Origin of the sequence: Rhodococcus sp. LB1 (genome assembly GCF_001583455.1) — a bacterium.
Lineage (GTDB): Bacteria > Actinomycetota > Actinomycetes > Mycobacteriales > Mycobacteriaceae > Rhodococcus_F > Rhodococcus_F opacus.
Genome location: NZ_LTCZ01000412.1, coordinates 75126 through 99621 on the forward strand (window position 1 = coordinate 75126; position 24496 = coordinate 99621).

General features: G+C 67.4%; 20 protein-coding genes and 3 pseudogenes. 6 read left to right on the forward strand and 17 right to left on the reverse strand.

Annotation, left to right across the window (positions count from 1 at the left end):
• Positions 1 to 102 precede the first annotated feature (102 nt).
• From AZG88_RS41420 to dxr, 5 genes are all read right to left on the reverse strand, one after another.
• Positions 103 to 1917: a penicillin-binding transpeptidase domain-containing protein gene (locus tag AZG88_RS41420; protein ID WP_179443162.1), complete on the reverse strand. Its 1815-nt coding sequence runs from the start codon at positions 1915 to 1917 to the stop codon at positions 103 to 105.
• A gap of 53 nt (positions 1918 to 1970) precedes the next feature.
• A complete protein-coding gene (locus AZG88_RS41425) occupies positions 1971 to 2807 on the reverse strand; it encodes a GNAT family N-acetyltransferase (protein ID WP_005240559.1) in 837 nt (278 codons plus the stop codon).
• A 94-nt stretch (positions 2808 to 2901) separates the two neighbouring features.
• On the reverse strand, positions 2902 to 4059 hold the full coding sequence (gene ispG, locus AZG88_RS41430; RefSeq protein ID WP_005240557.1) for a flavodoxin-dependent (E)-4-hydroxy-3-methylbut-2-enyl-diphosphate synthase: 1158 nt from the start codon (positions 4057 to 4059) through the stop codon (positions 2902 to 2904).
• A 41-nt stretch (positions 4060 to 4100) separates the two neighbouring features.
• Entirely contained in the window at positions 4101 to 5321 is a 1221-nt protein-coding gene (locus tag AZG88_RS41435; RefSeq protein ID WP_005240555.1) for a M50 family metallopeptidase, read from the reverse strand.
• A gap of 6 nt (positions 5322 to 5327) precedes the next feature.
• Entirely contained in the window at positions 5328 to 6524 is a 1197-nt protein-coding gene (gene dxr, locus AZG88_RS41440) for a 1-deoxy-D-xylulose-5-phosphate reductoisomerase (RefSeq protein ID WP_005240553.1), read from the reverse strand.
• Between the two features lie 81 nt (positions 6525 to 6605).
• Between dxr and AZG88_RS41445 the strand changes: the two genes are divergently transcribed.
• Positions 6606 to 6875: a DUF2631 domain-containing protein gene (locus tag AZG88_RS41445; protein ID WP_025432355.1), complete on the forward strand. Its 270-nt coding sequence runs from the start codon at positions 6606 to 6608 to the stop codon at positions 6873 to 6875.
• 75 nt (positions 6876 to 6950) lie between these two features.
• Here the strand turns inward: AZG88_RS41445 and rlmN are convergent, their stop codons facing one another.
• Positions 6951 to 8060, reverse strand: a complete 1110-nt coding sequence (gene rlmN, locus AZG88_RS41450) for a 23S rRNA (adenine(2503)-C(2))-methyltransferase RlmN (RefSeq protein ID WP_061701006.1) — start codon at positions 8058 to 8060, stop codon at positions 6951 to 6953.
• Between the two features lie 114 nt (positions 8061 to 8174).
• Between rlmN and AZG88_RS41455 the strand changes: the two genes are divergently transcribed.
• Together AZG88_RS41455 and AZG88_RS41460 are read left to right on the forward strand one after the other, a co-directional pair.
• Positions 8175 to 8588: a LapA family protein gene (locus AZG88_RS41455; RefSeq protein WP_061701010.1), complete on the forward strand. Its 414-nt coding sequence runs from the start codon at positions 8175 to 8177 to the stop codon at positions 8586 to 8588.
• A gap of 83 nt (positions 8589 to 8671) precedes the next feature.
• Positions 8672 to 9523 (forward strand): HpcH/HpaI aldolase/citrate lyase family protein, encoded by an 852-nt coding sequence (locus tag AZG88_RS41460; RefSeq protein ID WP_005259336.1) that lies wholly within the window; start codon positions 8672 to 8674, stop codon positions 9521 to 9523.
• 10 nt (positions 9524 to 9533) lie between these two features.
• Here AZG88_RS41460 and AZG88_RS41465 read toward each other — a convergent pair whose 3' ends face one another.
• From AZG88_RS41465 to rpsB, 6 genes are all read right to left on the reverse strand, one after another.
• Positions 9534 to 10235, reverse strand: coding sequence for a class I SAM-dependent methyltransferase (locus tag AZG88_RS41465; RefSeq protein ID WP_005240542.1), 702 nt, complete (start codon positions 10233 to 10235; stop codon positions 9534 to 9536).
• A 10-nt stretch (positions 10236 to 10245) separates the two neighbouring features.
• Positions 10246 to 11172, reverse strand: coding sequence for a phosphatidate cytidylyltransferase (locus AZG88_RS41470; RefSeq protein ID WP_082833611.1), 927 nt, complete (start codon positions 11170 to 11172; stop codon positions 10246 to 10248).
• A 28-nt stretch (positions 11173 to 11200) separates the two neighbouring features.
• On the reverse strand, positions 11201 to 11758 hold the full coding sequence (gene frr / locus AZG88_RS41475; protein WP_005240537.1) for a ribosome recycling factor: 558 nt from the start codon (positions 11756 to 11758) through the stop codon (positions 11201 to 11203).
• Positions 11759 to 11839: 81 nt separating this feature from the next.
• Positions 11840 to 12568 (reverse strand): UMP kinase, encoded by a 729-nt coding sequence (gene pyrH, locus AZG88_RS41480; RefSeq protein ID WP_005240535.1) that lies wholly within the window; start codon positions 12566 to 12568, stop codon positions 11840 to 11842.
• A gap of 174 nt (positions 12569 to 12742) precedes the next feature.
• A complete protein-coding gene (gene tsf / locus AZG88_RS41485; protein ID WP_005240533.1) occupies positions 12743 to 13570 on the reverse strand; it encodes a translation elongation factor Ts in 828 nt (275 codons plus the stop codon).
• A 112-nt stretch (positions 13571 to 13682) separates the two neighbouring features.
• Positions 13683 to 14567: a 30S ribosomal protein S2 gene (gene rpsB / locus AZG88_RS41490; RefSeq protein ID WP_005259344.1), complete on the reverse strand. Its 885-nt coding sequence runs from the start codon at positions 14565 to 14567 to the stop codon at positions 13683 to 13685.
• Positions 14568 to 14817: 250 nt separating this feature from the next.
• On the opposite strand from rpsB, the pseudogene AZG88_RS41495 reads away from it, so the two are divergent.
• A pseudogene (locus tag AZG88_RS41495) lies at positions 14818 to 15419 on the forward strand (M23 family metallopeptidase).
• On the opposite strand, the pseudogene AZG88_RS41500 reads toward AZG88_RS41495, so the two are convergent.
• Positions 15416 to 16695: pseudogene (locus AZG88_RS41500) on the reverse strand (tyrosine-type recombinase/integrase). The pseudogenes AZG88_RS41495 and AZG88_RS41500 sit on opposite strands and share 4 nt — an antisense overlap.
• A gap of 189 nt (positions 16696 to 16884) precedes the next feature.
• Positions 16885 to 17115, reverse strand: coding sequence for a site-specific integrase (locus tag AZG88_RS54720; protein ID WP_197436410.1), 231 nt, complete (start codon positions 17113 to 17115; stop codon positions 16885 to 16887).
• Between the two features lie 49 nt (positions 17116 to 17164).
• Between AZG88_RS54720 and AZG88_RS41510 the strand changes: the two genes are divergently transcribed.
• On the forward strand, positions 17165 to 18334 hold the full coding sequence (locus AZG88_RS41510) for a multidrug effflux MFS transporter (protein ID WP_061701007.1): 1170 nt from the start codon (positions 17165 to 17167) through the stop codon (positions 18332 to 18334).
• A gap of 18 nt (positions 18335 to 18352) precedes the next feature.
• Here AZG88_RS41510 and AZG88_RS41515 read toward each other — a convergent pair whose 3' ends face one another.
• Together AZG88_RS41515 and AZG88_RS41520 are read right to left on the reverse strand one after the other, a co-directional pair.
• Positions 18353 to 19132 (reverse strand): siderophore-interacting protein, encoded by a 780-nt coding sequence (locus tag AZG88_RS41515; protein WP_061046002.1) that lies wholly within the window; start codon positions 19130 to 19132, stop codon positions 18353 to 18355.
• A 72-nt stretch (positions 19133 to 19204) separates the two neighbouring features.
• Complete coding sequence (locus AZG88_RS41520; protein ID WP_061046001.1) at positions 19205 to 20752, reverse strand: acyl-CoA carboxylase subunit beta; 1548 nt, start codon at positions 20750 to 20752, stop codon at positions 19205 to 19207.
• 241 nt (positions 20753 to 20993) lie between these two features.
• On the opposite strand from AZG88_RS41520, the gene AZG88_RS41525 reads away from it, so the two are divergent.
• Positions 20994 to 22391, forward strand: a complete 1398-nt coding sequence (locus AZG88_RS41525; RefSeq protein WP_061701008.1) for an IS1380 family transposase — start codon at positions 20994 to 20996, stop codon at positions 22389 to 22391.
• 981 nt (positions 22392 to 23372) lie between these two features.
• On the opposite strand, the pseudogene AZG88_RS41530 reads toward AZG88_RS41525, so the two are convergent.
• Positions 23373 to 24496 (reverse strand): annotated as a pseudogene (locus tag AZG88_RS41530) (zinc ribbon domain-containing protein); the annotation flags it as partial.

A 24496-nucleotide genomic window follows, 5' to 3' on the forward strand; every position in this document is an offset into this window, starting at 1 on the left:
TGCAACCAACTATGGACCGCCCCGGCGGCAGCGTCTGTCCACCGATCAGCCCCTGAACAGGATGAATTCCGCTGTCCCTCGATCGGTGGACAGCGGCCCGCGTCAGTACCCCTCGGGCAGCGCGGCGAACATGTCGCGGGTGACGGCGACGGCGTTGTCGGAACTGCCGCCGCGCACCACCAGCGTCGCGAACGCGAGGTCGCCGCGGTAGCCGACGAACCAGGCGTGCGAACCGCCGTCGACCTCGGCCTCACCCGTCTTGCCGTACACCTCGCCCTGGTCTTCGATCCGCTCGGCGGTACCGCTCGTCACCACGAGGCGCATCATCCCGCGCAGGCCGTCGACCATTTCCGGGCTGATCTGCGGATGCTCGCCGTCGATCGTGGTTTCCCGTCCGGCGATCAACCGCGGCACGGGCGTCGAACCGTGCGCGATGGTCGCGGCGGCCAACGCCATCCCGAACGGGCTGACCACCACCTTGCCCTGACCGAATCCGTCCTCGGTTCGCTGCACCAGATCCTCGGCAGGCGGCACCGAACCCGAGTCGGTGGGCAGGCCCACCACTTCGTAGTCGGGGCCGATACCGTACTGCGACGCAGCGACCGTCAGCGCGTCGGGACGCATCTCGCTGGCGAGTTTCGCGAACGACGTATTGCAGGAGCGGGCGAACGCCGTGGCCATCGGCACGGTGCCGAGCGCGAATTCGTTGTAGTTCGGGACGCTGCGCTCACCGATCTCGATGCGTCCCGGACACGGCACCATCGTGTCGGGTGTCGCGATGCCCGACGAGATCGCGGCGCCCGCGGTGATGATCTTGAACGTCGAACCGGGCGGATACAGGCCGGTGAGCGCGACCGGGCCGTCCCTGTCCGCGGCCTTGTTCTGCGCGACGGCCAGGACGTCGCCGGTCGACGGCTGGATGACGACCATCATCGTCTGGTCGGTGCGAGCATTGACGGCGTTCTGCGCGGCGATCTGGATGGGACGGTCGAGGCTGATCGAGAACGACGGGGAGGTCTGCGGCGCCGTCTCGGTGAGCACGTCCGTGTCGACACCGTTCTGGTTGACCGTCACCACACTCCAGCCGGCCTTGCCGTCGACCTCGTCGATCACGGTCTTCTTCACCTGACCGACCAGATCGGGTGCGAAGTTCCGGTCGGTGGCCACGAGATCCGCCTCGTCGGACACGCTCACACCGGGAATGGCGCCGAGCACGCCGGCGACCTGTTCGTAGTCGTCCGACCGCAGCCTCGTGACGAGGTAGTCGCCCTTGACCGCCGTCGCCGATTCGGCGATCGACTGCGCAGTGAGCGTGTTGTCGAACGTGGCGAGCGCCGACGCGAGGGACTGGGCACTGCCGATCACGTTGCCCGACTGCGCCGCATCGAACTTCACGCGGTACACCACGCCGGGGACGAGGACGTCCGACCCCGAATGCTCGTTGACCCGCGCCCGCGGGGCGGCCGTGGAACGCAGCGACATCGTCTGCCGGTCACCCAGCCGGGGATGGACGTTGGTGGAACTCCAGCGCACGGCCCAGTCTCCGCCGCGCCGCCCCATCTGGAGTTCACCCGAATACGTCCACACCCGGTCCTTCGGCAGATGCCATTCGTACGTGTACCCGACGGTGGCCGTGTCACCGCTGACGTGAACGTCCGTCGTCCGGGCGTCGAGAGACTCGGCCTGCAGCGACGTCCACGCGGACTCGAGGGCCTGGCGGGCGACGTCGGGACGATCCGACAGATCGGCGGCCTGCCCCGAATCCTGCTCGGCGAAGGCCGTCAGAAACGCCTGCGCGGCCGGTTCCGGACCGTCCGGTCTCGGCGTGCACGCCGTGAGACCCACCGTCAGCACAGCGGCGCCGCACAGGGCGATCGACTGGACGACGCGTAAGCGAGAATATGGCCGCAGGTTCATCGCCGCCCATGCTATGTCGGCGGACACCGCCGACACGGTAGGCGGACAGCGAGTCAGTCCAGGAGAATTGTGGCGAACGTCGCGACCTGGCTGAAGCCGATGCGCGCGTACGCGCTGCGGGCCACCGTGTTGAAGCTGTTGACGTAGAGGCTGGCGATGCGGCCCTCCGCGATGACGGCCTCCGCGACCGTCGCGGTACCCGCCGCCCCGAACCCGTGCCCGCGATACATCGGATGCACCCACACACCCTGGATCTGCCCCACCCGGGAGGACACCGAGCCGACCTCGGCCTTGAACACCACCTGACCGTCGTCGAATCTGGCCCACGCCCGGCCGGCGGCGATGAGATTGGCGACGCGGCGCCGGTACCCTCGTCCTCCGTCGTTGGCGCGGGGATCGATGCCGACCTCTTCGATGAACATCGCGACCGCGGCAGGCAGGTACTGCTCGAGTTCGTGCATCCGCACCTGCCGGACCAAGGGGTCCGGGCGGCACTGCGGGGTACTCGCCAGCGCCAGCAGCGGCTGGTCGGGCCGGACCTCGCGGGCAGGCCCCCAATCCATCTCGAGCATCTCCCACAGCGGCAACGTCAGTTCGGCCCGGCCGACCAGCGACGAACACATGCGCGGGGTGCGACAGGCCCGGTCGGCGAACGCCCGCATGTCGTCGATGCTGCCACGCAGCGGCACGAAATTCGCGCCCGAGAAGCACAACGACTCGAGCGGCCCGCCCCGACTCCACAACTCTCCGTGGATCATCCGGGGATCGATGCCGCCCTCTTCTACGCGAGCGGCAACCATGCAGGCGGCGACAGGATCGGCGTCGAGAACGCGGAGCACGTGTGCTGCGTCCCGACTGCTCAACTGTTTGGCACCGAGGAGCTTGAGCATCTACCCAACCTTGTCAGCTAGTGGACCTGCCCACCAGATTGCCATGAACTCGCCGGAAACGGGAGACGTTTCGTTGGCCGCTGCCTGCGCCGACTCAGCTGACCGTCACGACGGGTGATCCGGACGTCGCATCACCCTCCATCTCCTCGGCGATCCGCATGGCTTCCTCGATGAGAGTTTCGACGATCTGCGCCTCCGGCACGGTCTTGATGACCTTGCCCTTGACGAAGATCTGCCCCTTGCCGTTGCCGGACGCGACACCCAGGTCGGCCTCGCGGGCCTCACCGGGACCGTTGACGACGCACCCCATGACGGCCACGCGCAGCGGGATCTCCATGCCCTCGAGACCGGCGGTGACCTCGTCGGCGAGCGTGTACACGTCTACCTGGGCGCGCCCGCACGACGGGCAGGAGACGATCTCGAGCTTCCGGGGCCGCAGGTTCAGCGACTGCAGGATCTGCGTGCCGACCTTGATCTCCTCGGCGGGCGGAGCGGACAGCGACACCCGGATGGTGTCGCCGATGCCGTCGGCCAGCAGCGCACCGAACGCCACCGCCGACTTGATCGTGCCCTGGAAGGCCGGACCGGCCTCGGTCACCCCGAGGTGCAGCGGGTAGTTGCACTGCGCCGCCAGCTGCCGGTAGGCCTCGACCATGATCACCGGGTCGTTGTGCTTCACCGAGATCTTGATGTCGCCGAACCCGTGTTCCTCGAACAGTCCCGCCTCCCACAGCGCGGACTCGACGAGCGCCTCCGGCGTGGCCTTGCCGTACTTCTGCATCAGGCGCGGGTCGAGGGAACCGGCATTGACACCGATGCGGATCGGGATGCCTGCGTCGCCCGCGGCCTTCGCGACCTCCTTGACGCGTCCGTCGAACTCCTTGATGTTGCCGGGGTTCACGCGGACGGCCGCGCAGCCCGCCTCGATGGCGGCGAAGATGTACCGGGGCTGGAAGTGGATGTCGGCGATGACCGGGATCTGGCTCTTCTTCGCGATGGTCGCGAGCGCGTCGGCGTCCTCCTGCCGTGGGCAGGCCACACGGACGATGTCGCAGCCCGACGCCGTGAGTTCCGCGATCTGCTGCAGGGTGGCGTTGATGTCGTGGGTCTTGGTGGTGCACATCGACTGCACGGATACCGGGAAGTCGCTGCCGACACCGACAGTTCCGACCTGGAGCTGGCGAGTCTTGCGGCGGGGGGCGAGAACGGCGGCCGGGCCTTCGGGCATACCCAATCCGACAGGGCTGGTCACGTGGGTGCCTTCTTTCGTAGCTTCAAGTCCGAGTTTAGCGATCACTGGAAGAGCTTGATCGGGTTGACGATGTCGGCGGTCAGGGTGAGGAGCATGTATGCGCCGCCTATGACGATCACCACATAGGTGACGGGCAGAAGTTTCATGTAGTCGACGGGTCCCCCGCTGGGCAGTCCGCGCCTGCTGCGGAACCAGTCCCGGACCCGCTCGTACACGGTGACCGCCATGTGCCCGCCGTCGAGCGGCAGCAGCGGCAGGAGGTTGAACATCCCGAGGAAGAAGTTCAGGCTCGCGAGCAGCAGCACGAACGCTTCCCAGATGCCCTGTTCGGCGATCTGACCGCCGATGACGCTGGCGCCGTATACGGAGATCGGGGTCTCCGGGTCGCGTTCGCCGCCCGTCACCGCGTGCCACAGGTCGACGGCCTTGCTCGGCATCTGCACCAGCCGCTCGGCGGTCATCACGAACATGTCGCCGGTGAACTCGAACGAGGCGGGCACCGCCGAGAGCGCCGAGTGCTCGACGACGCTCGGGGTCGCGCCGATGCCGATGGCACCGACCGTCGCCTCGTGGGGTTCGGTGTCCCCCTCCTCCTGGACCCAGCGCTGCACCTGCTGGACCGGGACGACGATCGTCTGCTCTTCGCCGTCCCGCTCGATGGTGAAGTCCACCGGACCGGACAGCGAACGCGTGGCGGCGGCCACGTCGGCGAACGAGGGCGTGTCCTTGCCGTCGACCGCGGTGATGACGTCGCCGGTCCTGATGCCCGCCTGCTCGGCGGGGCCCGGTCCGGTGCACTCGGACAGGGCGTAGTCGGGGCCGGGACCCTGGGTGGGCGCAGCACACCCGACCGAACCGACGACCGCGTCGGTGGACCGGTTGAGATCGGGCAGCCCCCACCCGACGGCGAGGACGTAGACCAGCACGAGCCCGAGGACGAAGTTCATGCCGATGCCGCCGGACATCACCGCGAGGCGCTTCCAGGTCGGCTTCTTGTACATGGCCCGGTCTTCTTCGTCCGGGTCGAGTTCGTCCAGCGCCGTCATCCCGGCGATGTCGCAGAACCCGCCGAGTGGGAGCGCCTTGAGCCCGTACTCGGTCTCACCGCGGCGGAAGGAGAAGACCTTGGGTCCGAAACCGATGAAGTACCGGCGGACCTTCATGCCGGTGGCCTGCGCCACCCACATGTGCCCCGCTTCGTGAAGTGCGATCGACAGCGCGATCCCGAGGGCGAAGAGAACAACGCCCACTGCGAACACCATGCAGTTCTAGCCTTCCTGCTTCACGAGCTGACGTGCTCGCTCACGTGCCCAGCCGTCGGCGGCCAGTACGTCTTCCACGGTAGCCGGTGGCGCCGACCACTCGTCCGCCTCGGACAGCACGGAGGCGACGGTGCGGACGATGCGCGGGAACCGGATGATCCCGTCCAAGAATGCCTGAGCCGCGACTTCGTTCGCAGCGTTGTAGACCGCGGTGAGGCATCCCCCACCCTTACCTGCCTCGCGGGCGAGGTCGACGGCGGGGAAAACCTGCGAGTCGAGTGGCTCGAACTCCCAGGTGGACGCCGTGCTGAAGTCGCAGGCCGCGGCGGCGCCGGCGACACGGTGCGGCCAGCCGAGCGCCAGGGCGATCGGGAGTTTCATGTCGGGTGGGCTGGCCTGCGCCAGCGTCGACCCGTCGGTGAACGTGACCATCGAGTGCACGATGGACTGCGGGTGGACGGTGACGTCGATCCGGTCGTAGTCGACGCCGAACAGCAGGTGGGTCTCGATCAGTTCGAGCCCCTTGTTGACGAGTGTCGCGGAGTTCAGCGTGTTCATCGGCCCCATCGACCACGTGGGGTGGGCACCGGCCTGCTCGGGTGTGACCGATTCGAGCCGTTCGGAAGTCCAGCCGCGGAACGGTCCGCCCGAGGCGGTGAGAACCAGCCGGTCCACCTCGTCCGCGCTGCCGCCCCGCAGGCACTGGGCCAGCGCGGAGTGCTCGGAGTCGACCGGCACGATCTGTCCCGGAGCCGCCGCTGCGGTGACGAGGGGGCCGCCGGCGACGAGCGACTCCTTGTTGGCCAGGGCGAGCCGCGCACCGGACTCGAGTGCGGCGAGCGTCGGCTCCAGTCCCAGCGAACCGACGAGCGCGTTGAGCACGACGTCCGCTTCCGTGGTCCGCACGAGTTCGGTGACGGCGTCCGGTCCGCTCAGCACGCCGGGCCGATCCAGCGATGCAGCCGCCCGCGGATCCGCGACTGCGACGGAGGACACACCCGTCTCACGAATCTGCCGGTTCAGCAGTTCGACGTTTCCGCCACCGGCCGCGAGTCCCACCACCGTGAACTTGTCCGGGTTGGCGGCCACCACCTCCAACGCCTGGGTACCGATCGAACCTGTGCTGCCGAGCAGCAGGACGCGAGTGGGCCTGTTTTCATCCACCCACCCATTGTTCCTGATGAAATGCGGACGGCCCGCCATGGATGGCCCCACTACATACGACGGGCAGTCGTATGTCACGATATGTCGAGTAGCGCAACCGAATCTGCAGGAGGATCGATCGTGGCCGGTACCCAGTTGGAGCCCTCGTCCAGCGACCCCATCGTGGCCGCACACATCGACACCGCGGAGGTCCCGTCGGCAGCATGGGGCTGGAGCGGTGAGGCGCCGAAGACGTTCCGGTTCTTCGGATGGTTCTTCGCCGTGTTCCTGCTGCTCATGATCATCGGCAACCACACCGGCCTGGTCGAGGACCTGTGGCTGATCGCCTGCGCGGCCCTGATGGTCCTGATCCTCGTTCGCGACATCGTCCTGCGGCGCAAGCCCCGGTAACACGAACCACGAGCGAACCCCTCGCCCCGATCACTCGGGCGAGGGGTTCGTCGTTTCTGCCTGTTCGGCGGACGCTCAGTTCTCGGCGGCGAGCTGCCCGCAGGCGGCCGCGATTTCCTGGCCGCGGGTGTCCCGCACGGTGCAGGACACACCCTGCGCCAGCACGCGCCGGACGAATTCCTTCTCCACCGGCTTCGGGCTCGCGTCCCACTCACTGCCCGGTGTGGGGTTCAGCGGAATGAGATTCACGTGCACCAGTGACCCGAGTGCCTTGCGCAGCTTCTTGCCCAGCAGGTCGGCGCGCCACGGCTGATCGTTCACGTCCCGGATCAGCGCGTACTCGATCGAGACGCGTCGGCCGGACTTGTCCGCGTAGTAGCGGGCGGCGTCGAGGACCTCCGCCACCGACCAGCGGTTGTTCACGGGCACCAGGGTGTCGCGCAGTTCGTCGTCCGGGGTGTGCAGAGACACGGCCAGCGTCACGCTGAGGTCCTCGTCGGCGAGCTTGCGGATCGCAGGCGCCAGACCCACCGTCGACACCGTCACGGAGCGCTGCGACAACCCGAGGCCGTCGGGGGCGGGCGAGGTGATGCGACGGACCGCGGCGACCACTCGCTTGTAGTTGGCGAGCGGCTCCCCCATCCCCATGAAGACGACGTTCGACAACCGGCCCGGACCGCCGTGGACGTCACCGTCGCGCAGAGCGGCCGCGGCGGCACGCACCTGGTCGACGATCTCGGCGGTCGACAGGTTGCGCTGTAGCCCGCCCTGACCGGTCGCGCAGAACGGGCACGCCATTCCGCACCCCGCCTGACTGGAGATGCACAGCGTCGCGCGGTCGGGGTAGCGCATGAGGACGCTTTCGAGCAGCGTCCCGTCGTTCGCCTTCCAGAGCGTCTTGCGGGTGTCCCCGCCGTCGCAGGCCAGGTGCTTGACGGGGGTGAGCAGCGTCGGGAACAGGGCCGCGCCCACCTGCTCGCGCACAGCGGCGGGGAGATCGGTCATCTTCTCCGGATCGGCCTCGAGCCGCGCGTAGTACTGCCGGGCCAGCTGGTCGGCCCGGAACCCGGGCAGACCCAGCTCCTTGACGGCCTCCCGCCGCTCGGCGGAGTCGAGGTCCGCGAGATGCTTGGGCGGCATCCCACGCCGGGGCGCGGTGAAAACGAGGGGAAGCGAGACAGCCATAGTTTCTCCATTGTCCCATTGATTCGGGGGTCGTTGTCGCGCGGATGCCTGATCGACGTCGATTCGCCGCCCGATGCGCATGCGCAACCCGCCCAGGTGGGTGAAGATCAACTTATGTCGACAACACCGGACGACCCCTCGAACTTCCCTCCGGACGTCCCGGCACACCGTGGTCCGAACACCGGTCCGGTGCCCACCGACCCGCCGCACGCCGACACCACACCGGCCGGCGCCGAGCATCCCGACGTCGCACGCCGCAATGGCATCAAGCACACCCGGGTGGGCGCCACGTGGACCGGTCTGGTGATCGGAATCGTCGTTCTGGTACTGCTTCTCGTGTTCATCCTGCAGAACCTCGACAGCGCGACCCTCGAAATGTTCGCCTGGGAATTCACCCTCCCGCTGGGCGTCACACTCTTGTTCGCGGCGATCGCAGGCGCGGTGATCATGGCCCTCGCGGGCGGGGTCCGCATCATCCAGATCCGGCGGGCAGCGAACCGGCAGCGGCGCCTGAACAGTAATTTCTAACTGAACATTAGTTACGCAAGTGGATTGCGCAGACCCTGAGCGAGCAGAATTACTGTCGTGGATATCACCGGAACGGCACGACTGTGAAGGCCGACATGGAGACGACTGTGGCACCGCGTATCGCAGCTGAACAAGCACGATCCTGGCTGCTGGTTCCCGCCGGCAAACCCGAGGGTTTCGAGGCGGCCCATGCCAGCGCCGCCGACGCCGTGATCCTCGACCTCGAGGACGCCGTCACCCCCGACCGCAAACCCCGGGCGCGCGCCGACGTCGTCGCCTGGCTCGGCGAGAACCGCCGCGCGTGGGTGCGGATCAACGACGCCACCACCCCCTACTGGGCGGACGATCTGGCAGCCCTGAACGGTGTTCCCGGGCTCGAGGGCGTCATGCTCGCCAAGACCGAGAGTGGAATGCAGGTCGACGCCACCGCCGAGCGACTCCCCGAGGGCACGAAGGTGCTCGCCCTCGTCGAATCCGCGATGGGACTCGAGGCGGCACCCGAGATCGCCCGGACGGAGGCGACGTTCCGGCTCGCGTTCGGCAGCGGCGACTTCCGCCGCGACACCGGGATGGACGATTCGCCGCTGGCGATGGCCTACCCCCGGTCCCGGCTGACGGTCGCCAGCCGGGCCGCCCGGATCGCACCGCCGATCGACGGCCCCACCCTCGGCACCGACGTCGACGCCCTGGTCCGCGCGTCGGCGCTGACCCTGTCGATGGGCATGACCGGGAAGCTGTGCATGACCATCGCGCAGACGGCCCCGGTCAACGACGCACTGAGCCCGTCCCCGGCCGAGGCCGAATGGGCGCGCGACGTGATCGCGGACCTCGGCGAGGACGGCTCCCGGGTGCGGGACGGCAGTGACCTCCCCAAGCTGGCGAAGGCCAAGAAGATCAACGCGCTCGCACAGCTCTTCCACATCGCACCGCGGTAACGACACCCGGTCAGAGCATCTCCAGCCCGGCGGGCTTTCGGCGAACGTGCACGCGGTAGCGCACGTCGAGAGCCACGCCGGGTGTCCGCGCGAACGCCTTCGATGCCGTCTTCCTGGTGAACTCGATACCGAGGACCCCGCGCAGCGATTCCCGGTCCGGGAATCGCCACCGCGTCTCCACCCGCATCAGGTCGAACCCCTGCGCCGCGAAGAAGGCCTCGACGGTCGCCGGGTTGTACTGCGGCAGGTCGGCCCGCATCCACTCGCCGTAGGGATGGGCCGTGGCATCGAGATCGACCACCACGAGCGCGCCGCCCGGGCGCAGCACCCGCATCGCCTCGCAGATTCCGCGGCCGCAGCCGGGACCGAAGAAATAGGCGGTCCGCGCATGCACGACGTCCACGCTCGCGTCGCCGAGGGGTATGCCCTCGGCCGAGCCGTCGATCACGCGGACGTTCGGCAGGTGCCCCACGCGGGTGCGAGCACGTTCCAGTAGCGGCGGGTGCGGTTCGATTCCGTAGACCGTGGCCGCGGACTCGGCGAAGACCGGGAGGTGGAAGCCGGAGCCGCAGCCCAGGTCGGCGACGGTGCCGCCCGTCCAGTCCACGGCCCCGCGCAGGTGCCGGAAGATCGCCCCGTCCACGTCCTGGGCACGATTCTCGACCTCGTACCACTCCGGCCAGTGCCAGATGTTCGGGCTGGGAATGGTCACGGCAGGGCGGTCAGACGAGGACCGTGAGCACCAGCCACGTCACGAACGCCGACGGCAGCAGGGAATCGAGACGGTCCATGATGCCGCCGTGCCCGGGAAGCAGGGTGCCCATGTCCTTGATGCGAAGCTCTCGCTTGACCTGGGATTCGATGAGATCGCCGAGCGTGGCGGTGACCACCAGGACGACACCGAGGAGCACACCGATCATCGAGTTCTCGTCGAGAATCAGGGTGACCGTGAGCAGGCTGCCGATGACGCAGAACAGCAGCGAACCGAAGAACCCTTCCCACGACTTCTTGGGGCTGATCGCCGGGACCATCGGATGCTTGCCGAACAGCACACCCGCCGCGTAGCCGCCCACGTCGGAGCAGACCACGCCGATCATCAGGCACAGCACCCGCCCGGCGCCGTCGTCCTGCAACACCATCAGCACTGCGAACGACGCCAGCAGCGGGATCCAGGAGGCGACGAACACGGTGATCGCGGTGTCCCGGAGGAAATTCTGCGGTGTCGCCTTCAGCCCGTGGTCGAACAGCCGCCAGACCATGCACACCAGCACGGTCCCCGCGAAGGCGCTGAGCACCCCGACCGGGCCGAACGGCCACCCCAGCCACAAAATCGCCTGACCGCCCGCGAGCAGCGGGATCCGGGGGGCGCTGATCCCGGCCTCCCGCAGGCGCTTGGTGACCTCCCAGGTGGCGACTGCCATCGCGACAGCCACCACGCCGATCCACACCAGCGGCACGTAGACGAGGATCAGGATCAGCGCGACGCCGAGACCGACGCCCACGCCGATCGCGGCGGGCAGGTTACGCCCGGCCTTCGACTTCGCGGCCGGGGCCGCCCCCGGCGCGGGCGACCCCTCGGAGACCGGTTCCGAGGGGTCGCCCTCGGAGATGGGTCCCCCTGGGGTCCCGTGTTCTGCTGGCACGGTCACTGTCCCCGATCCACTCCTCGTCTCGTGACTAAACTTCCAGTAACTCGGCTTCCTTGTGCTTCACCAGTTCGTCGACCTGCGCGACGTACCGGGCGGTCGTCTTGTCGAGTTCCTTCTCGGCCCGACCGACCTCGTCCTCGCCGGCCTCGCCGTCTTTCTGGATCCGGGACAGCTCGTCCATCGCCTTGCGGCGCACGTTGCGCACGGACACCTTCGCGTCCTCGCCCTTGGACTTGGCCTGCTTGACCAGTTCGCGGCGGCGTTCCTCGGTGAGCTGGGGTACCGAGATGCGGATCAGGTTTCCGTCGTTGGACGGGTTCACGCCCAGGTCGGAGTTCCGGATCGCCGTCTCGATGGCGCCGAGCTGCGAGGCCTCGTACGGCTTGACGACGACCAGTCGCGCTTCCGGCACGTTGATGCTGGCGAGCTGCGTGATCGGGGTGAACGCGCCGTAGTAGTCGATTCCGATGCGATTGAACATGCCAGGATTCGCGCGGCCCGTGCGGATCGATCCGAGATCGTCCTTGGCGACCGTGACAGCCTTCTCCATCTTCTCCTCGGCTTCGAAGAGAGCTTCATCAATCACGGCTGGTCCTCCATGTCGTTCTGCATCGATTCGTCACTGCCTCTGTTTCGAGAAAACCCTGTGTCGAGCGTGTCACTCGCGTCATGACTTGACGAGCGTTCCGATCTTCTCACCGGATACTGCCCGAGCGATATTCCCCTCGGTCAGCAGATTGAACACCATGATCGGCATCTCGTTGTCCATACAGAGGCTGAAGGCGGTCGCGTCGGCCACCTTGAGCCCCTGTTCGATGACCTCACGGTGCGTGATCTGCGTGTACATCGTCGCGGTCGGGTCGAGGTTCGGGTCCGCGGTGAACACGCCGTCGACGGCCTTGGCCATCAAGACGACCTCGGCGCCGATCTCGAGTGCACGCTGTGCCGCGGTCGTGTCGGTCGAGAAGTAGGGCATGCCCATGCCGGCGCCGAAGATCACGACGCGGCCCTTCTCGAGGTGACGCTGAGCGCGCAGCGGAATGTAGGGCTCCGCCACCTGTCCCATGGTGATCGCCGTCTGCACGCGGCTGTCGATACCCTCTTTCTCCAGGAAGTCCTGCAGAGCAAGGCAATTCATCACGGTGCCGAGCATGCCCATGTAGTCGGAACGCGCGCGGTCCAAACCTCGCTGCTGCAGTTCCGCACCACGGAAGAAGTTGCCGCCGCCGATGACCACCGCCACCTGCACCCCGGATCGCACGACCTCGGCGATCTGCTCCGCGACCTTGGTCACCACATCGGGGTCGAGGCCGACCTTGCCACCACCGAACATTTCTCCGCCGAGTTTGAGAAGGACTCGATGGAATCCCGTACGTTCGTTGGCTGGTTCGGACATTGCTCTCCTCAGTTCCACAGCTCTCGTCGATCTCGACAGCGGCCGAGTGCACCCACGCGCCTACTCGACCCATTCAGACGGCCATCTTCATCCTGCCTCATCAGGACGGTGGCGGTATACGTAGGCCCCGCCGGGCGAGCGCACTCGTCCGACGGGGCCATACGACTCACACGACTAGCTCGAAGCACCGACCTCGAAGCGAACGAAACGCTTGATGGTGACGCCGGCCTCGTCGAGGATCGCCTTCACGGACTTCTTGGAGTCCTGCACCGAGGACTGCTCGGTCAGCACGACGTCCTTGAAGTAGCCGTTGACGCGGCCTTCGATGATCTTCGGCAGAGCCTGCTCCGGCTTGCCCTCGGCGCGAGCGGTCTCCTCGGCGATGTGACGCTCGTTGGCGACGATGTCCTCGGGGACCTCGTCACGCGTGACGTACTTGGCCTTGAGCGCCGCGACTTGCATGGCGGCACCGCGAGCGGCCTCCGCAGCAGCGTCACCCTCACCGGTGTACTCGACGAGGACGCCGACGGCGGGCGGCAGGTCGGCGCTGCGCTTGTGCAGGTAGACCGCGACCGGTCCGTCGAACGAGGCGATCTTGCTCAGGACGAGCTTCTCGCCGATCTTCGCGGACTGCTCCTGGATGACGGTGTCGACCGTCTTGCCGTCGAGGTCGAGCGCCTTGAGCGCGTCGACATCGGCGGGCTTCGCTGCCGCGGCGACCGTGACGATCGACTCGGCGAGCTTCAGGAAGTCCTCGTTCTTCGCGACGAAGTCCGTCTCGCAGTCGAGCTCGAGCAGGACGCCGTCCTTGGAAACGACCAGGCCCTCGGCCGTGGTGCGCTCGGCACGCTTGCCCACGTCCTTGGCGCCCTTGATGCGCAGCTGCTCGACAGCCTTGTCGAAGTCACCCTCGGCCTCAGCGAGAGCGTTCTTGCAGGCCATCATTCCGGAGCCGGTGAGCTCGCGGAGCCGCTTGACGTCAGCGGCGGTGTAGTTCGCCATGGTGAGCGAGCCTCCTCATATGTCTGTCGGGACGTAAGTCAGGGTAGTACTCGGACCAGACCGTGAAACGGCCCTGACCAAAAGATCTCTGGTCAGGGCCGTGTGCATCGGATCAGGCCTCGGTGGAGGGTGCCTCAGCTGCGGGGGCCTCGGCAGCCGGAGCCGCCTGTGCCTCAGCTGCGGGAGCGGCCTCTGCGGCGGGCGCAGCCTCAGCGGCGGGCGCTGCCTGCGAGAGCAGTTCCTGCTCCCACTCGGCGAGGGGTTCGCCGGCGCCGGCCTCGGGCTTCGCGTCCTTGTCGGCGCTCAGTCCGGCACGGGCCTGCACGCCCTCGGCCACCGCAGAAGCGACGACCTTGGTGAGCAGGGCGGCGCTGCGGATGGCGTCGTCGTTGCCCGGGATCGGGTAGTCGACGAGGTCGGGGTCGCAGTTGGTGTCCAGGATCGCGATGACCGGGATGTTCAGCTTGCGAGCCTCGGCAACGGCCAGGTGCTCCTTGTTGGTGTCGACGACCCACACCGCGGAGGGGACCTTGGCCATGTCGCGGATACCACCGAGAGTGCGGTCCAGCTTGGTCATCTCACGCGTGAGCATGAGGATTTCCTTCTTGGTGCGACCCTCGAAGCCACCGGTCTGCTCCATCGCCTCGAGCTCCTTGAGGCGGAGAAGACGCTTGTGGACGGTGGTGAAGTTGGTGAGCATGCCGCCGAGCCAACGCTGGTTGACGTAGGGCATCCCGACGCGAGTGGCCTCGGCCGCGATGGACTCCTGGGCCTGCTTCTTGGTGCCGACGAAGAGGACGGTGCCGCCGTGGGCAACGGTCTCCTTGACGAACTCGTACGCCTTGTCGATGTACGTCAGCGTCTGCTGCAAGTCGATGATGTAGATGCCGTTGCGGTCGGTGAAGATGAAACGCTTCATCTTCGGGTTCCAACGACGGGTCTGGTGACCGAAGTGCGTGCCGCTGTCGAGCAGCTGCTTCATTGTTACGACAGCCATGGCTGTGTATCTCTCTTTCATTGCCGGTTGATGCAGAGCATCTCGAGACGCTCCACCCTGGCGCCCGCAGACCATCGGACTCACACCGAGATGCGAGACCAGCCGATGGCCGATAACCTGCGCGGGCGCGCGAAGTCGGACTGTGGGAGCACAGACCGCTCGATCAGTGTACGGCCTCCACGCCGAACGCCCTAACCGCCCCTGCCACACCGCGGCCCGCGGCCGCGCGTGCAAGGGTCTTGCGGGATCTGTGGACAAAGCGCGTTCGATCCACATTCTCGACCGCTGCCCGTTCATCGGCCCGGACGTGCGGGATCGTTCATCCATGACGAAGTTCGGGGCGATTCTGCGGGCGCTCACGGCGACGGCCACGGCGTCGACGCTGCTGACCGCCGCGGCGGCCTTCGCCCCGCCCGCCGATGCCGCGCCGAGCGGCGACTTCGACTGGCCGCTGCACCCACGACCGCGGGTGGTCCGGGCGTTCGACAACCCCGAGCACGACTGACTTCCCGGCCATCGCGGCGTGGATCTGGGTGGCGTGCCCGACGAGGCCGTCCTGTCGGCAGGTGCGGGTGTAGTGGTGTTCGCCGGCACGGTGGCCGGCAAGCCCGTCGTCTCCGTCGACCACCCGGGTGGGCTCCGCACCACGTACGAACCGGTGACCGCCCGGGTAACCCCCGGGCAGCGCGTGGGCCGCGGGACCGTCGTCGGCACGCTCGAACCCGGGCACCCGGGCTGCATCGCACCCGTCGCCGCGTGCCTGCACTGGGTCTTCGCCGCGACCGCGAATACCTCGACCCGCTCAGACTCGTCCGCGCGGCTCCGGTACGGCTCGAACCCGTCGGCGGCTAGCGCCACTCCGCGACGGCGTGCCTGCCTGCCGACTCCGGGAAGTCGTCCCCGACCATCGCCGCGAGTTCGACGAACGCCTTTTGCGTCGCGGGACGCAGCAGATCCAGATCCACCACCGCACCCTCGGCGAGGTGCTCGTCGAACGGCACCACCTTCACGGCCCGGCACCGGAGCAGGAAGTGATTGGTCAGTTCCGTCATGTCGATCGTGCTCGAGCCGGGCCGGGCGGCGCTGATCACGACGACCGTCCGCGAGACCAGGTGCCCGTAACCGTGGTGCTGCAACCAGTCCAGCGTGGCGGCGGCACTGCGGGCGCCGTCAATTGCCGGCGAGCTCACCAGCACCACGGAATTGGCGAGTTGCAGAACACCGTTCATCGCCGAATGTATGATCCCGGTGCCGCAGTCGGTGAGGATGATGGTGTAGTACACCTGCAGGATGTCGATCACCCGCCGGTAGTCGTCCTCACTGAACGCCTCGGAAATCGCCGGGTCCTGTTCACTCGCGAGAACCTCGAGACGGCTCGGCGCCTGCGACGTGTGGGCCCGCACATCCAAGTAACGCCGGATCGTCGACTCCGCCGCGATGAGATCACCGACGGTCGAATGCGCCTGCAGCGGCACGCGCTGCGCGAGTGTCCCGAAGTCGGGGTTGGCGTCGACGGCGATCACGCAGTCGCCGCGCAGTGACGCGAACATCGATCCCAGCCCGATCGTGGTCGTCGTCTTGCCGACGCCGCCCTTCAAGGACAGGAATGCAATTCGATAGTCCCCCTGGATCGGCTGCCGGATGCGGTCGAGCAGTGGCGCATCGCGCGCCTCACCTGCCGACTCCCCCGGATTCACCGATCCCCCGTGAGCCGGTGCAGTCCGCGCCGCCACCCTCGGCTCGGCGCCCTGCGTGCCCGTTTGAGGAGAGCATCCGCCACCAGATCCTGACTGGTCACCTGATGCCGGCTCGGCTCGGGGGCGGGACCGTCCCAGGATTGCTGCCCCCACGGATCTGCCGCGGTGTCACTGTCCGTCGCGACCGCGGGCCTGCCGACGTGCAACCAGAGGTCCACGGCGTCGGCGGCCGGTTTCCCATACGGCACGGAGCGCTCCTTGTCTCCCTTGCCGATCACACGCAGCAGCCACTGTTCGCGATCCACCGAACCGAGGTCGAGGCCGCACAGCTCCCCCACCCGTATTCCCGTCGCATAGAGCAGTTCCACGATGAGACGGTCGCGCAGGGCGATCGGATCGTTCTGCTGCGCGCCCGATCCGGCGGCATCCATCACGCCGGCCGCCTGCGACTGCCGCAGCACCGGGGGCCGCGTGCGGTGGGCCTTCGCGGCACCCAACCGGGCGCCGGGATCGGTGGCGATGCGCCGGGTCCGCAGCAGCCAGGGTGTGAAGTTGCGCACCGACGACGTCCGCCGGGCGAGGGTCGTCCGGGCGATGCCGGCCGCGGACTGGCCCGCGAGTCACGACCGCAGCACTTGGATGTCGAGCTCGCCGAGGTGTGCCTCCGGTGACGTCGACAACCAGTGCTGCAGCAGCGACTTCGCGTCCGCGACGTACGCCTTCACGGTGTGCTGCGATCGGCCGCGATCGAGCCCGAGATGCCGCGCGTACTCGTCGAGTACCAGCTCCAACGGTGCCGGCAGGTCGCTGCTCGTAGAGGTAGCAGTCGACTCGGGCGGGAGATAAATCAAGCAGCCGCGCCGCTAGAGTTCTTTTGTGCAGCGAACGATCTCCATCCCGATGTTGTGTGTCCTAGCGTTACTGTCCGCGATCGCTCCGCTGGCCACCGACATGTATCTCCCCGGTCTCCCCCTGATGACGGAGAGCCTGAACACATCCGCGCCGAGCGTGCAGCTGACGTTGACCACATTCATGGCCGGGCTCGGCATCGGTCAGCTCGTCGTGGGACCGCTGTCGGACGGCCTCGGACGCCGGCGCCTGCTGATCGGCGCCACCGTCGTCACGACCCTCGCCGCGATGGCGTGCGCTCTCGCGCCGACCGTCGAAACCCTCATCGCTGCACGACTTTTCCAGGGGCTGAGCGGTGGCGCGGCGATCGTGCTCGCACGCGCCTGCATTGCCGACCGGGCCCGCGGAGACAGCGCCGCCCGGCTCTTCAGCATCATGATGATCATCGGCGGGGTCGCGCCGGTCGTCGCGCCGCTGATGGGGGGCGCCCTGCTCGGGCCGGTCGGCTGGCGAGGGATCTTCTGGGTTCTCACTGCCGCCGGTGTGGCGATGTTCGCGGGAGTGCTGATCCTGGTCCCGGAGACGCTTCCCGTGGAGAACCGGCACGGCGGCGGGCTCACTGCACTGTTCCGGAACGTGCGCTACGTCGTCGGCAACCGTGTCTATCTGGGTTACGCGTTCACGTTCATGTTCGGGTTCGTCGCGCTCTTCTCGTACATCTCCGCGTCCCCGTTCGTCGCGCAGAACGTCCTCGGGCTCAGCCCGGGGCAGTTCTCTATGGTGTTCGCGGTGAACGCGGCGGGCATGGTGGGCGCCGCGATCGTGAACACGCGGCTCGTGGGCACATTCCACGCGCGGCAGCTGCTGGGTTTCGGGGTCACGCTGCTCCTGGCAGCGGGCGTCGTGCTGCTGCTCGCCGCGACGCTGATCGATTCGCCGCCCTGGTGGGCGATCCTCATTCCGCTGTTCGTCTCGGTGTCGAGCATCGGTTTCGTCATGGGCAATGCGACGGCGCTGGCTCAGGGTGAGGTGACCAAGGCGTCCGGCACCGGGTCCGCGCTCCTCGGTGCCGGCCAGTTCGGCCTCGCCGCGGTGGTCTCGCCGCTCGTCGGCATCGCCGGCCCCGACACCGCGGTTCCGATGGCCGTCGCGATCCCGTCGGCGGGCGCCGTGGCGATGCTGTCACTGCTGGTGCTGACGCGGCGGACGCACATCTCGTAGCGCGTCCGCCGCAGTGAGTCAGCGGGAGGCACCGTCGCTCGCGGCGAGCTCGGACTTCCACACCCGGAACCCCTCCTCGGTGCGACCGCGACGCCAGTAACCGGAGATCGACGCGGCCGACGCGGGGACGCCCCGTTCCTTGCGTACGTAGGAGCGCAGGTTGTGCATGACTGCCTGCGCCTCACCGTGAATGAACACCTGCGCCGTTCCGGGCAGCCACGCGGTGTCGCGCACCGCCGCGACGAGGGGTGCGTTGTCCCCCGACGCGTCTTCGCCGATCCGGTCCGACGTGTCGCCGCGGTGGATCCACGTGACGTCGACGCCTGCGGGCGAGCCGAAGACGATTTCGTCCTCGGGGCCGGCGACCTCGATGATCACCCGTCCGACCGCCGACGCGTCCAGCTTCTCGACGGACGCCGAGATGGCGGGGATTGCGGTCTCGTCTCCCGCGAGCAGGTACCAGTCGGCTGCCGGGTCCGGCGCGAACGCGCCTCCGGGGCCGCGCAGCCGGAGCACGTCGCCGGCCGCCGCGGACGCCGCCCACGGTCCGGCGACACCGGCGTCGCCGTGCACCACGAAGTCGATGGCGATCTCTCGCTTCACCGGATCCACCGACCGGATCGTGTACGTGCGCAGGACGGGCTCTTCGGGACCCCCGAATTCGAGTTTCGCGTACGCATCGGTGGAGGCATTGGGAACGAAGCTGTCGAATCCCGGGTCGCCGAGGAATACCCGCACCATGTGCGGGGTCAGCCATTCGGTCCGGAGCACGGTCAGTGTCGCAGTCGGCTTTGCCACAGGCATCTCTCCAATGAACTCAAGTTGGTTAGTGTTACCTAACTACGGTACAGGAGTGACTACCGACGGCGGTCAGAGCGGAATCAGGTGGTGCTTCTGCTCGCCGCGGGCGGAGTGCTTGTCGCGGAGCAACGTCAGCGCCCGCCGGATCTCGAGCCGGGTGGCGGACGGTTCGATCACCGCGTCGATGTAGCCGCGCTCGGCGGCCGAATACGGTGTCGCGACGTTCTCGTTGTAGGCGTCGACGAGTTGCTGCCGCATCGCGTCCTGTTCGTCGCCGGCGGCTTCGAGTTCGCGGTGGTAGAGGAGACTGATCGCGGCCTCGGCGCCCATGACCGCGATGCGTGCGGTCGGCCACGCGAAGTTCACGTCGGCACCGAGTTGCTTGCACCCCATCACCGCATATCCACCGCCGTAGGACTTGCGGACCACCACAGTCACTTTCGGCACCGTGGCCGCCGCGAACGCCTGCAGGAAGCGGCCGCCGCTGCGGAGCACACCGTTCCGCTCCTGTTCCAGCCCGGGCAGGAAGCCCGGCGTGTCGACGACGAACACGAGGGGAATCTCGTAGGCGTCGCAGATCCGCACGAAGCGGGCCGCCTTGTCCGCGCTGACCTGATCCAGTGCCCCACTGAGAAATTGCGGCTGGTTGGCCACGACTCCGACGGATCGCCCGTCCACCCGGGAGAATCCGGTGATCACGTTCGGTGCCGTCTGCGCGGCGAGTTCGTGAAAGTCACCGTCGTCGAAGATGTTCAACAGCAGGTCTTGCATGTCGTAGGCGGCGTTGTCCGCGTCCGGCATGAACTCGTTCAACGCCAGATCGTTGTCGGTGATGTCGGGTTCGAGGCCGGGGTTCACGATCGGCGCCTCTTCGTGCCTGCTGGACGGGAGGAAGCCGAGATACTCCCGCACCCAGGCGAACGCCGCCTCTTCGCTCGGCGCGACATGGTGGACGTTCCCGTTCTCGGCCTGAGCGCGGGCGCCACCGAGTTCGTCGAGGGTGACGTCCTCGCCGGTGACGGATTTGATGACTCCGGGACCGGTGACGAACATGTACGCCTGCTCGTCCACGGCGACGACGAGATCGGTGTTGATCGGTGCGTACGCCGCACCGCCCGCACATTTGCCGAGGAGGATCGAGACCTGCGGGCACACTCCGGACAGCGGGATCTGGCGGCGGCCCATCTCGGCGTACCAGGCGAGCGACGTGACAGCGTCCTGCACGCGTGCGCCGCCGGAGTCGTTGATGCCCACGCAGGGGCAGCCGATCCGCGCCGCGAACTCCATGATCGACGCGACCTTGCGACCGAACATCTCCCCCACGCTGCCACCGAACACGGTGTGGTCGTGCGAGAACACCGCCACCGGACGTCCGTCGACAGTTCCGTGGCCGGTGACGACGCCGTCACCGTACGGGTTGTCGGGGGCTCCCGGGTTCCTCGCCATCTGTCCGACCTCGATGAAACTACCGCGGTCGAGCAGCATCCGGATCCGTTCGCGGGGTCCGGGCAGGCCTTTCTCCGCGCGGCGCGCGATCGCCCTCGGGCTCCCCGGATTCAGCGACTGCTCGAGCCGAACCTCCAGGTCAGCGAGCAGTTCCGCCGTGGTCCTAGTCATGTGAGATTCCTCCTCAAGACGCCCCCGAGCAGACTGCACTCCCGGAGCGCCGGTAGTTCCCTCATCGGAGACCGTACGTGCACCGACCGGGCCCTATGGGTGAGCCGACTGGACTCTAACCTCGGGCTTTCACGCTGGTCATGCCCGGGCCGCGTGTTGATCATGAAGAAAGGTGCTCTGAACTGGGAGAATATGGCTTGCTGAGGGCCAATATTCACTGCGTTCGAGGAGCACCTTTCTGGTGGGCAAGTCTACTTCGTGGTACCCGTCGCTGTCCGTCGACTCCGCCGGAACTGGTGTCGTGTCGCACGCCGGGGCGATGTTGTTGCTACGCACGGCCGAGAAGTCCGGTCTGACCACCGCGTTGTCGAGCGCGCTCGAGCCGTGGCGTAAACCGACGACCTCCCACGATCCGGGCAAGATCATCGCCGATCTGACGATTGCACTCGCCCTGGGCGGCGACTGCCTGGCCGATATCGCGCTGCTGCGGGAAGAACCCGCAGTCTTCGGTCGGGTGGCGTCCGATCCCACCGTCTCGAGACTGATCGCCGCATTGGCCGCTGACGCTCCGAAAGCGTTGGCGGCAATCAACTCCGCCCGTTCGGCAGCCCGACGGATCGCTTGGAGCGCCGCCGGTGAACAGGCTCCCGATCATGAGATCGACGCCGGACATCCGCTGATCATCGACCTCGACGCGACCCTGGTGACCGCGCACTCGGAGAAGGAAAACGCTGCCGCCACCTACAAGAGAGGGTTCGGCTTCCACCCGCTGTGCGCGTTCGTGGACCACGGACCGGACGGCACGGGAGAGCCCTTGGCGATGATGCTGCGACCGGGCAACGCCGGCTCCAACACCGCCGCCGACCACATCGAGGTCATCCGACAGTCGTTGCGGCAGTTGCCGTTCACCGCCAAGGGTGGGCGGGTCGGCCGCAAGGTGCTGATCCGCACCGACGGGGCCGGCGGCACCCATGCCCTCATCGACTACCTGACTACACAGAAGTTGTCGTACTCGATCGGCTTCGGTCTGACCGACTCCATCGTCGCCGCCATCGAAACCCTCCCCGAGCAGGCCTGGATCCCCGCCCTGGGCGCGAACGGGCAACCGCGCGACGGCGCCTGGATCGCGGAAGTGACCGGGGTGCTCGATCTGCCGGGCTGGCCCGAAGGGATGCGGGTCATCGTCCGGAAAGAACGCCCGCATCCGGGCGCACAACTGCGCTTCACCGACCGCGACGGGTTGCGGTTGACCGCGTTCGTCACCAACACCGAAGGTGGTCAGTTGCCCGATCTCGAACTGCGGCACCGGCGCCGGGCACGCTGCGAGGACCGCATCCGGAACGCGAAAGCCACCGGCCTGGAGAATCTTCCGCTGCACGGATTCGACCAGAACCGGGTCTGGCTCGCCGTCGTCGCCCTCGCGGTCGAGGTCACCGCTTGGATGCAGCTGCTTGCGCTCACCGACGACCCGGCCAGTCGGTGGGAGCCGAAGCGGCTACGACTACGCCTGTTCGCGATCGGCGGGCGCATCGCCCGTCACGGGCGAAAAGTGCATCTGCGGTTGTCCGCCCACGCGCCCTGGATCGACTTGGTGATCACCGCATTGGCCCGTCTCAACGCGATCCCCGACCCCCTCTGACCAGCATCAATCCGACCACCGAGACGAAAGGAAATCAACTTTCGGGGCCCTGGACCCCGACGACCACCCGACCGCGTCGGGCGAACGCGCGTTGCCGAGCACCGAATCCACGCCCGAAATACCCAACCTGAAATTGATCAGAGCGACACATCAGACGCATGCAAGATCGAGGCTAAGTACCCACGACGGGCACAACTACCCCCTCCGGCACAACGCTGTTAGGACTCACAGACTCGATCAGGACTCGATGTCGGTCCGCGGCGTGCTCTCAGTTAGTGCTAAACCGCCGGCAAACGAACATGGCCAACCGCGCCAGGCGGACAGGGCGATCCGGGGATGACGCGGGCGGATGGGCCGGCAAATAGCTCCGCTACGAGCCGGACGCCATCAACAGGCTCAACACCTGCGCGACGAAGTTCCGCCACAATTCCTCGGTTGACCCCATATCTCACTCCTTCATGCAGTTGTGAGGTGCGCTATATGAAAGTTTCTACCCCAACCTGTCGTCGATCAGTCGCTTCGACTCGCACTACAGACACGCGAGCACGATGAAGTGTGCGCCGAGCGGACTCTCGAAGGGCTCGAGGTCTCACCTCTGCCGCGACCAGCCGGTGTCCTAGGATCCGACGAAGCACTCCGTCACGCCACCTGCGTCACCGACATCGAGCGACCATCGTCGTGCTCGGATCGGGAGACCCCATGTAGCCTCCGACCAGCTGGTACTACAACTTCGTCAACTGGTGGAATCAGTTCTAGGAGACATTATGATCGGCGTCGTGTTCGATCTTCCGGTGTACTGGCTTGCTAGTGCCCTGCGACCAGGCAGCGTTCAATCGAACATGGAATCATTTCTAGCCCAACCGAATCGAGCGGGCACCACCTCAGAATGAGAAAGATGCCGACCGGCCCGAGTCCCGCCGCCACTCGACGACCAGCAACCGGATCCTGCGCTGTGTCGCTACTTGTGCGCCACAGCAGCGTCTACGTAGATCTCATACTATCTGCCACTGGTGTGGCAGATGTTGGAGATAGACGTGTGTCACGGCTACCCGCATCACTTTGCGGTGGTGTGGGTTTGACCGTGTCCCACACCGACGCTTGTGGTGCAGGAACATGCTGTTTCGGATTCACCCCCATCCGCTGCGTGACGGTGGGCAGGCTGTGGCGGACCCGGCGGTGCCGCGGTCTGCTCGGGGTGGGAGCGTGTTTGTCGCGCGATGGCCGTACCGGCGCGTGTTCGGCGACCCGGACCGCGGGCATCTGCCCACGCCGACGAGTGGCCTTGCCTCGACCCAGCAAGGCGCGTTTGGCCAAGTTCACACCGGCTACATGGTCGCGGTTGCCGCCGACTCGGCAGCGGGAACACCACGCGGTGTGGTAGCCGCCGGGGCGGGCAAGTGGTTCGTCGCAGCCCGGGCACCATGCAGAGGATCCTCGGGAGGGCACCGAGACCACTGTTATGCCGGCACCGGCACCGGCGGCGGCGTGCGCGAGCGCAGCGGCGGCTTTGCGGCGGGCTGATTGGGCGGCCCGGTTGTTGTTGACCCGCCCGTGGTCCCGAGTCTCGAGGGTTGTGAGATCCTCCACCGCGATCACCTGCGCGTGAGCGGCGCTGGCGTACTCGGTGGCCTGGCGGGCGAAGTGGAACGCCAGTTCCCGGTTGATCCATCCACGCTTGGCACCCACCGCGGTGCGGTGCTCGTTCAGGACGGCGATCTTTGCCTCCAACTCAGCGCGGACCTGGGGTGGGGCGGTGGCGGCCAGTCGGGTCAACCGTGCGGCCTTGGCGTGCAGCAGCTGGCCTTCGGCTTGCAGGCGCGCGAGTTTGATTCCGAGGCCACGGTCGTCGTAGGTCCAGCCCCGGTAGTCCGACACCAGCCCGTCAGGGTGGTCGGTGGTGATGGCGGCGGCGCCGAGCGTGGACGGGGACCAGTCGACCCCGACCGCAACGGTCGCCAATTCCAGGTCGCCTGCGGAGACGAGTTCCGTCGCGGCGCACCGCCACAACAGGCCCTTCCGGTCGAGGATGAGGGTCGGCAGATGCCACTCGATGACAGGCCGGCCGTGCAGGTGGTTGGGGATGGCGGCGGTCAGCCGCACCCGCC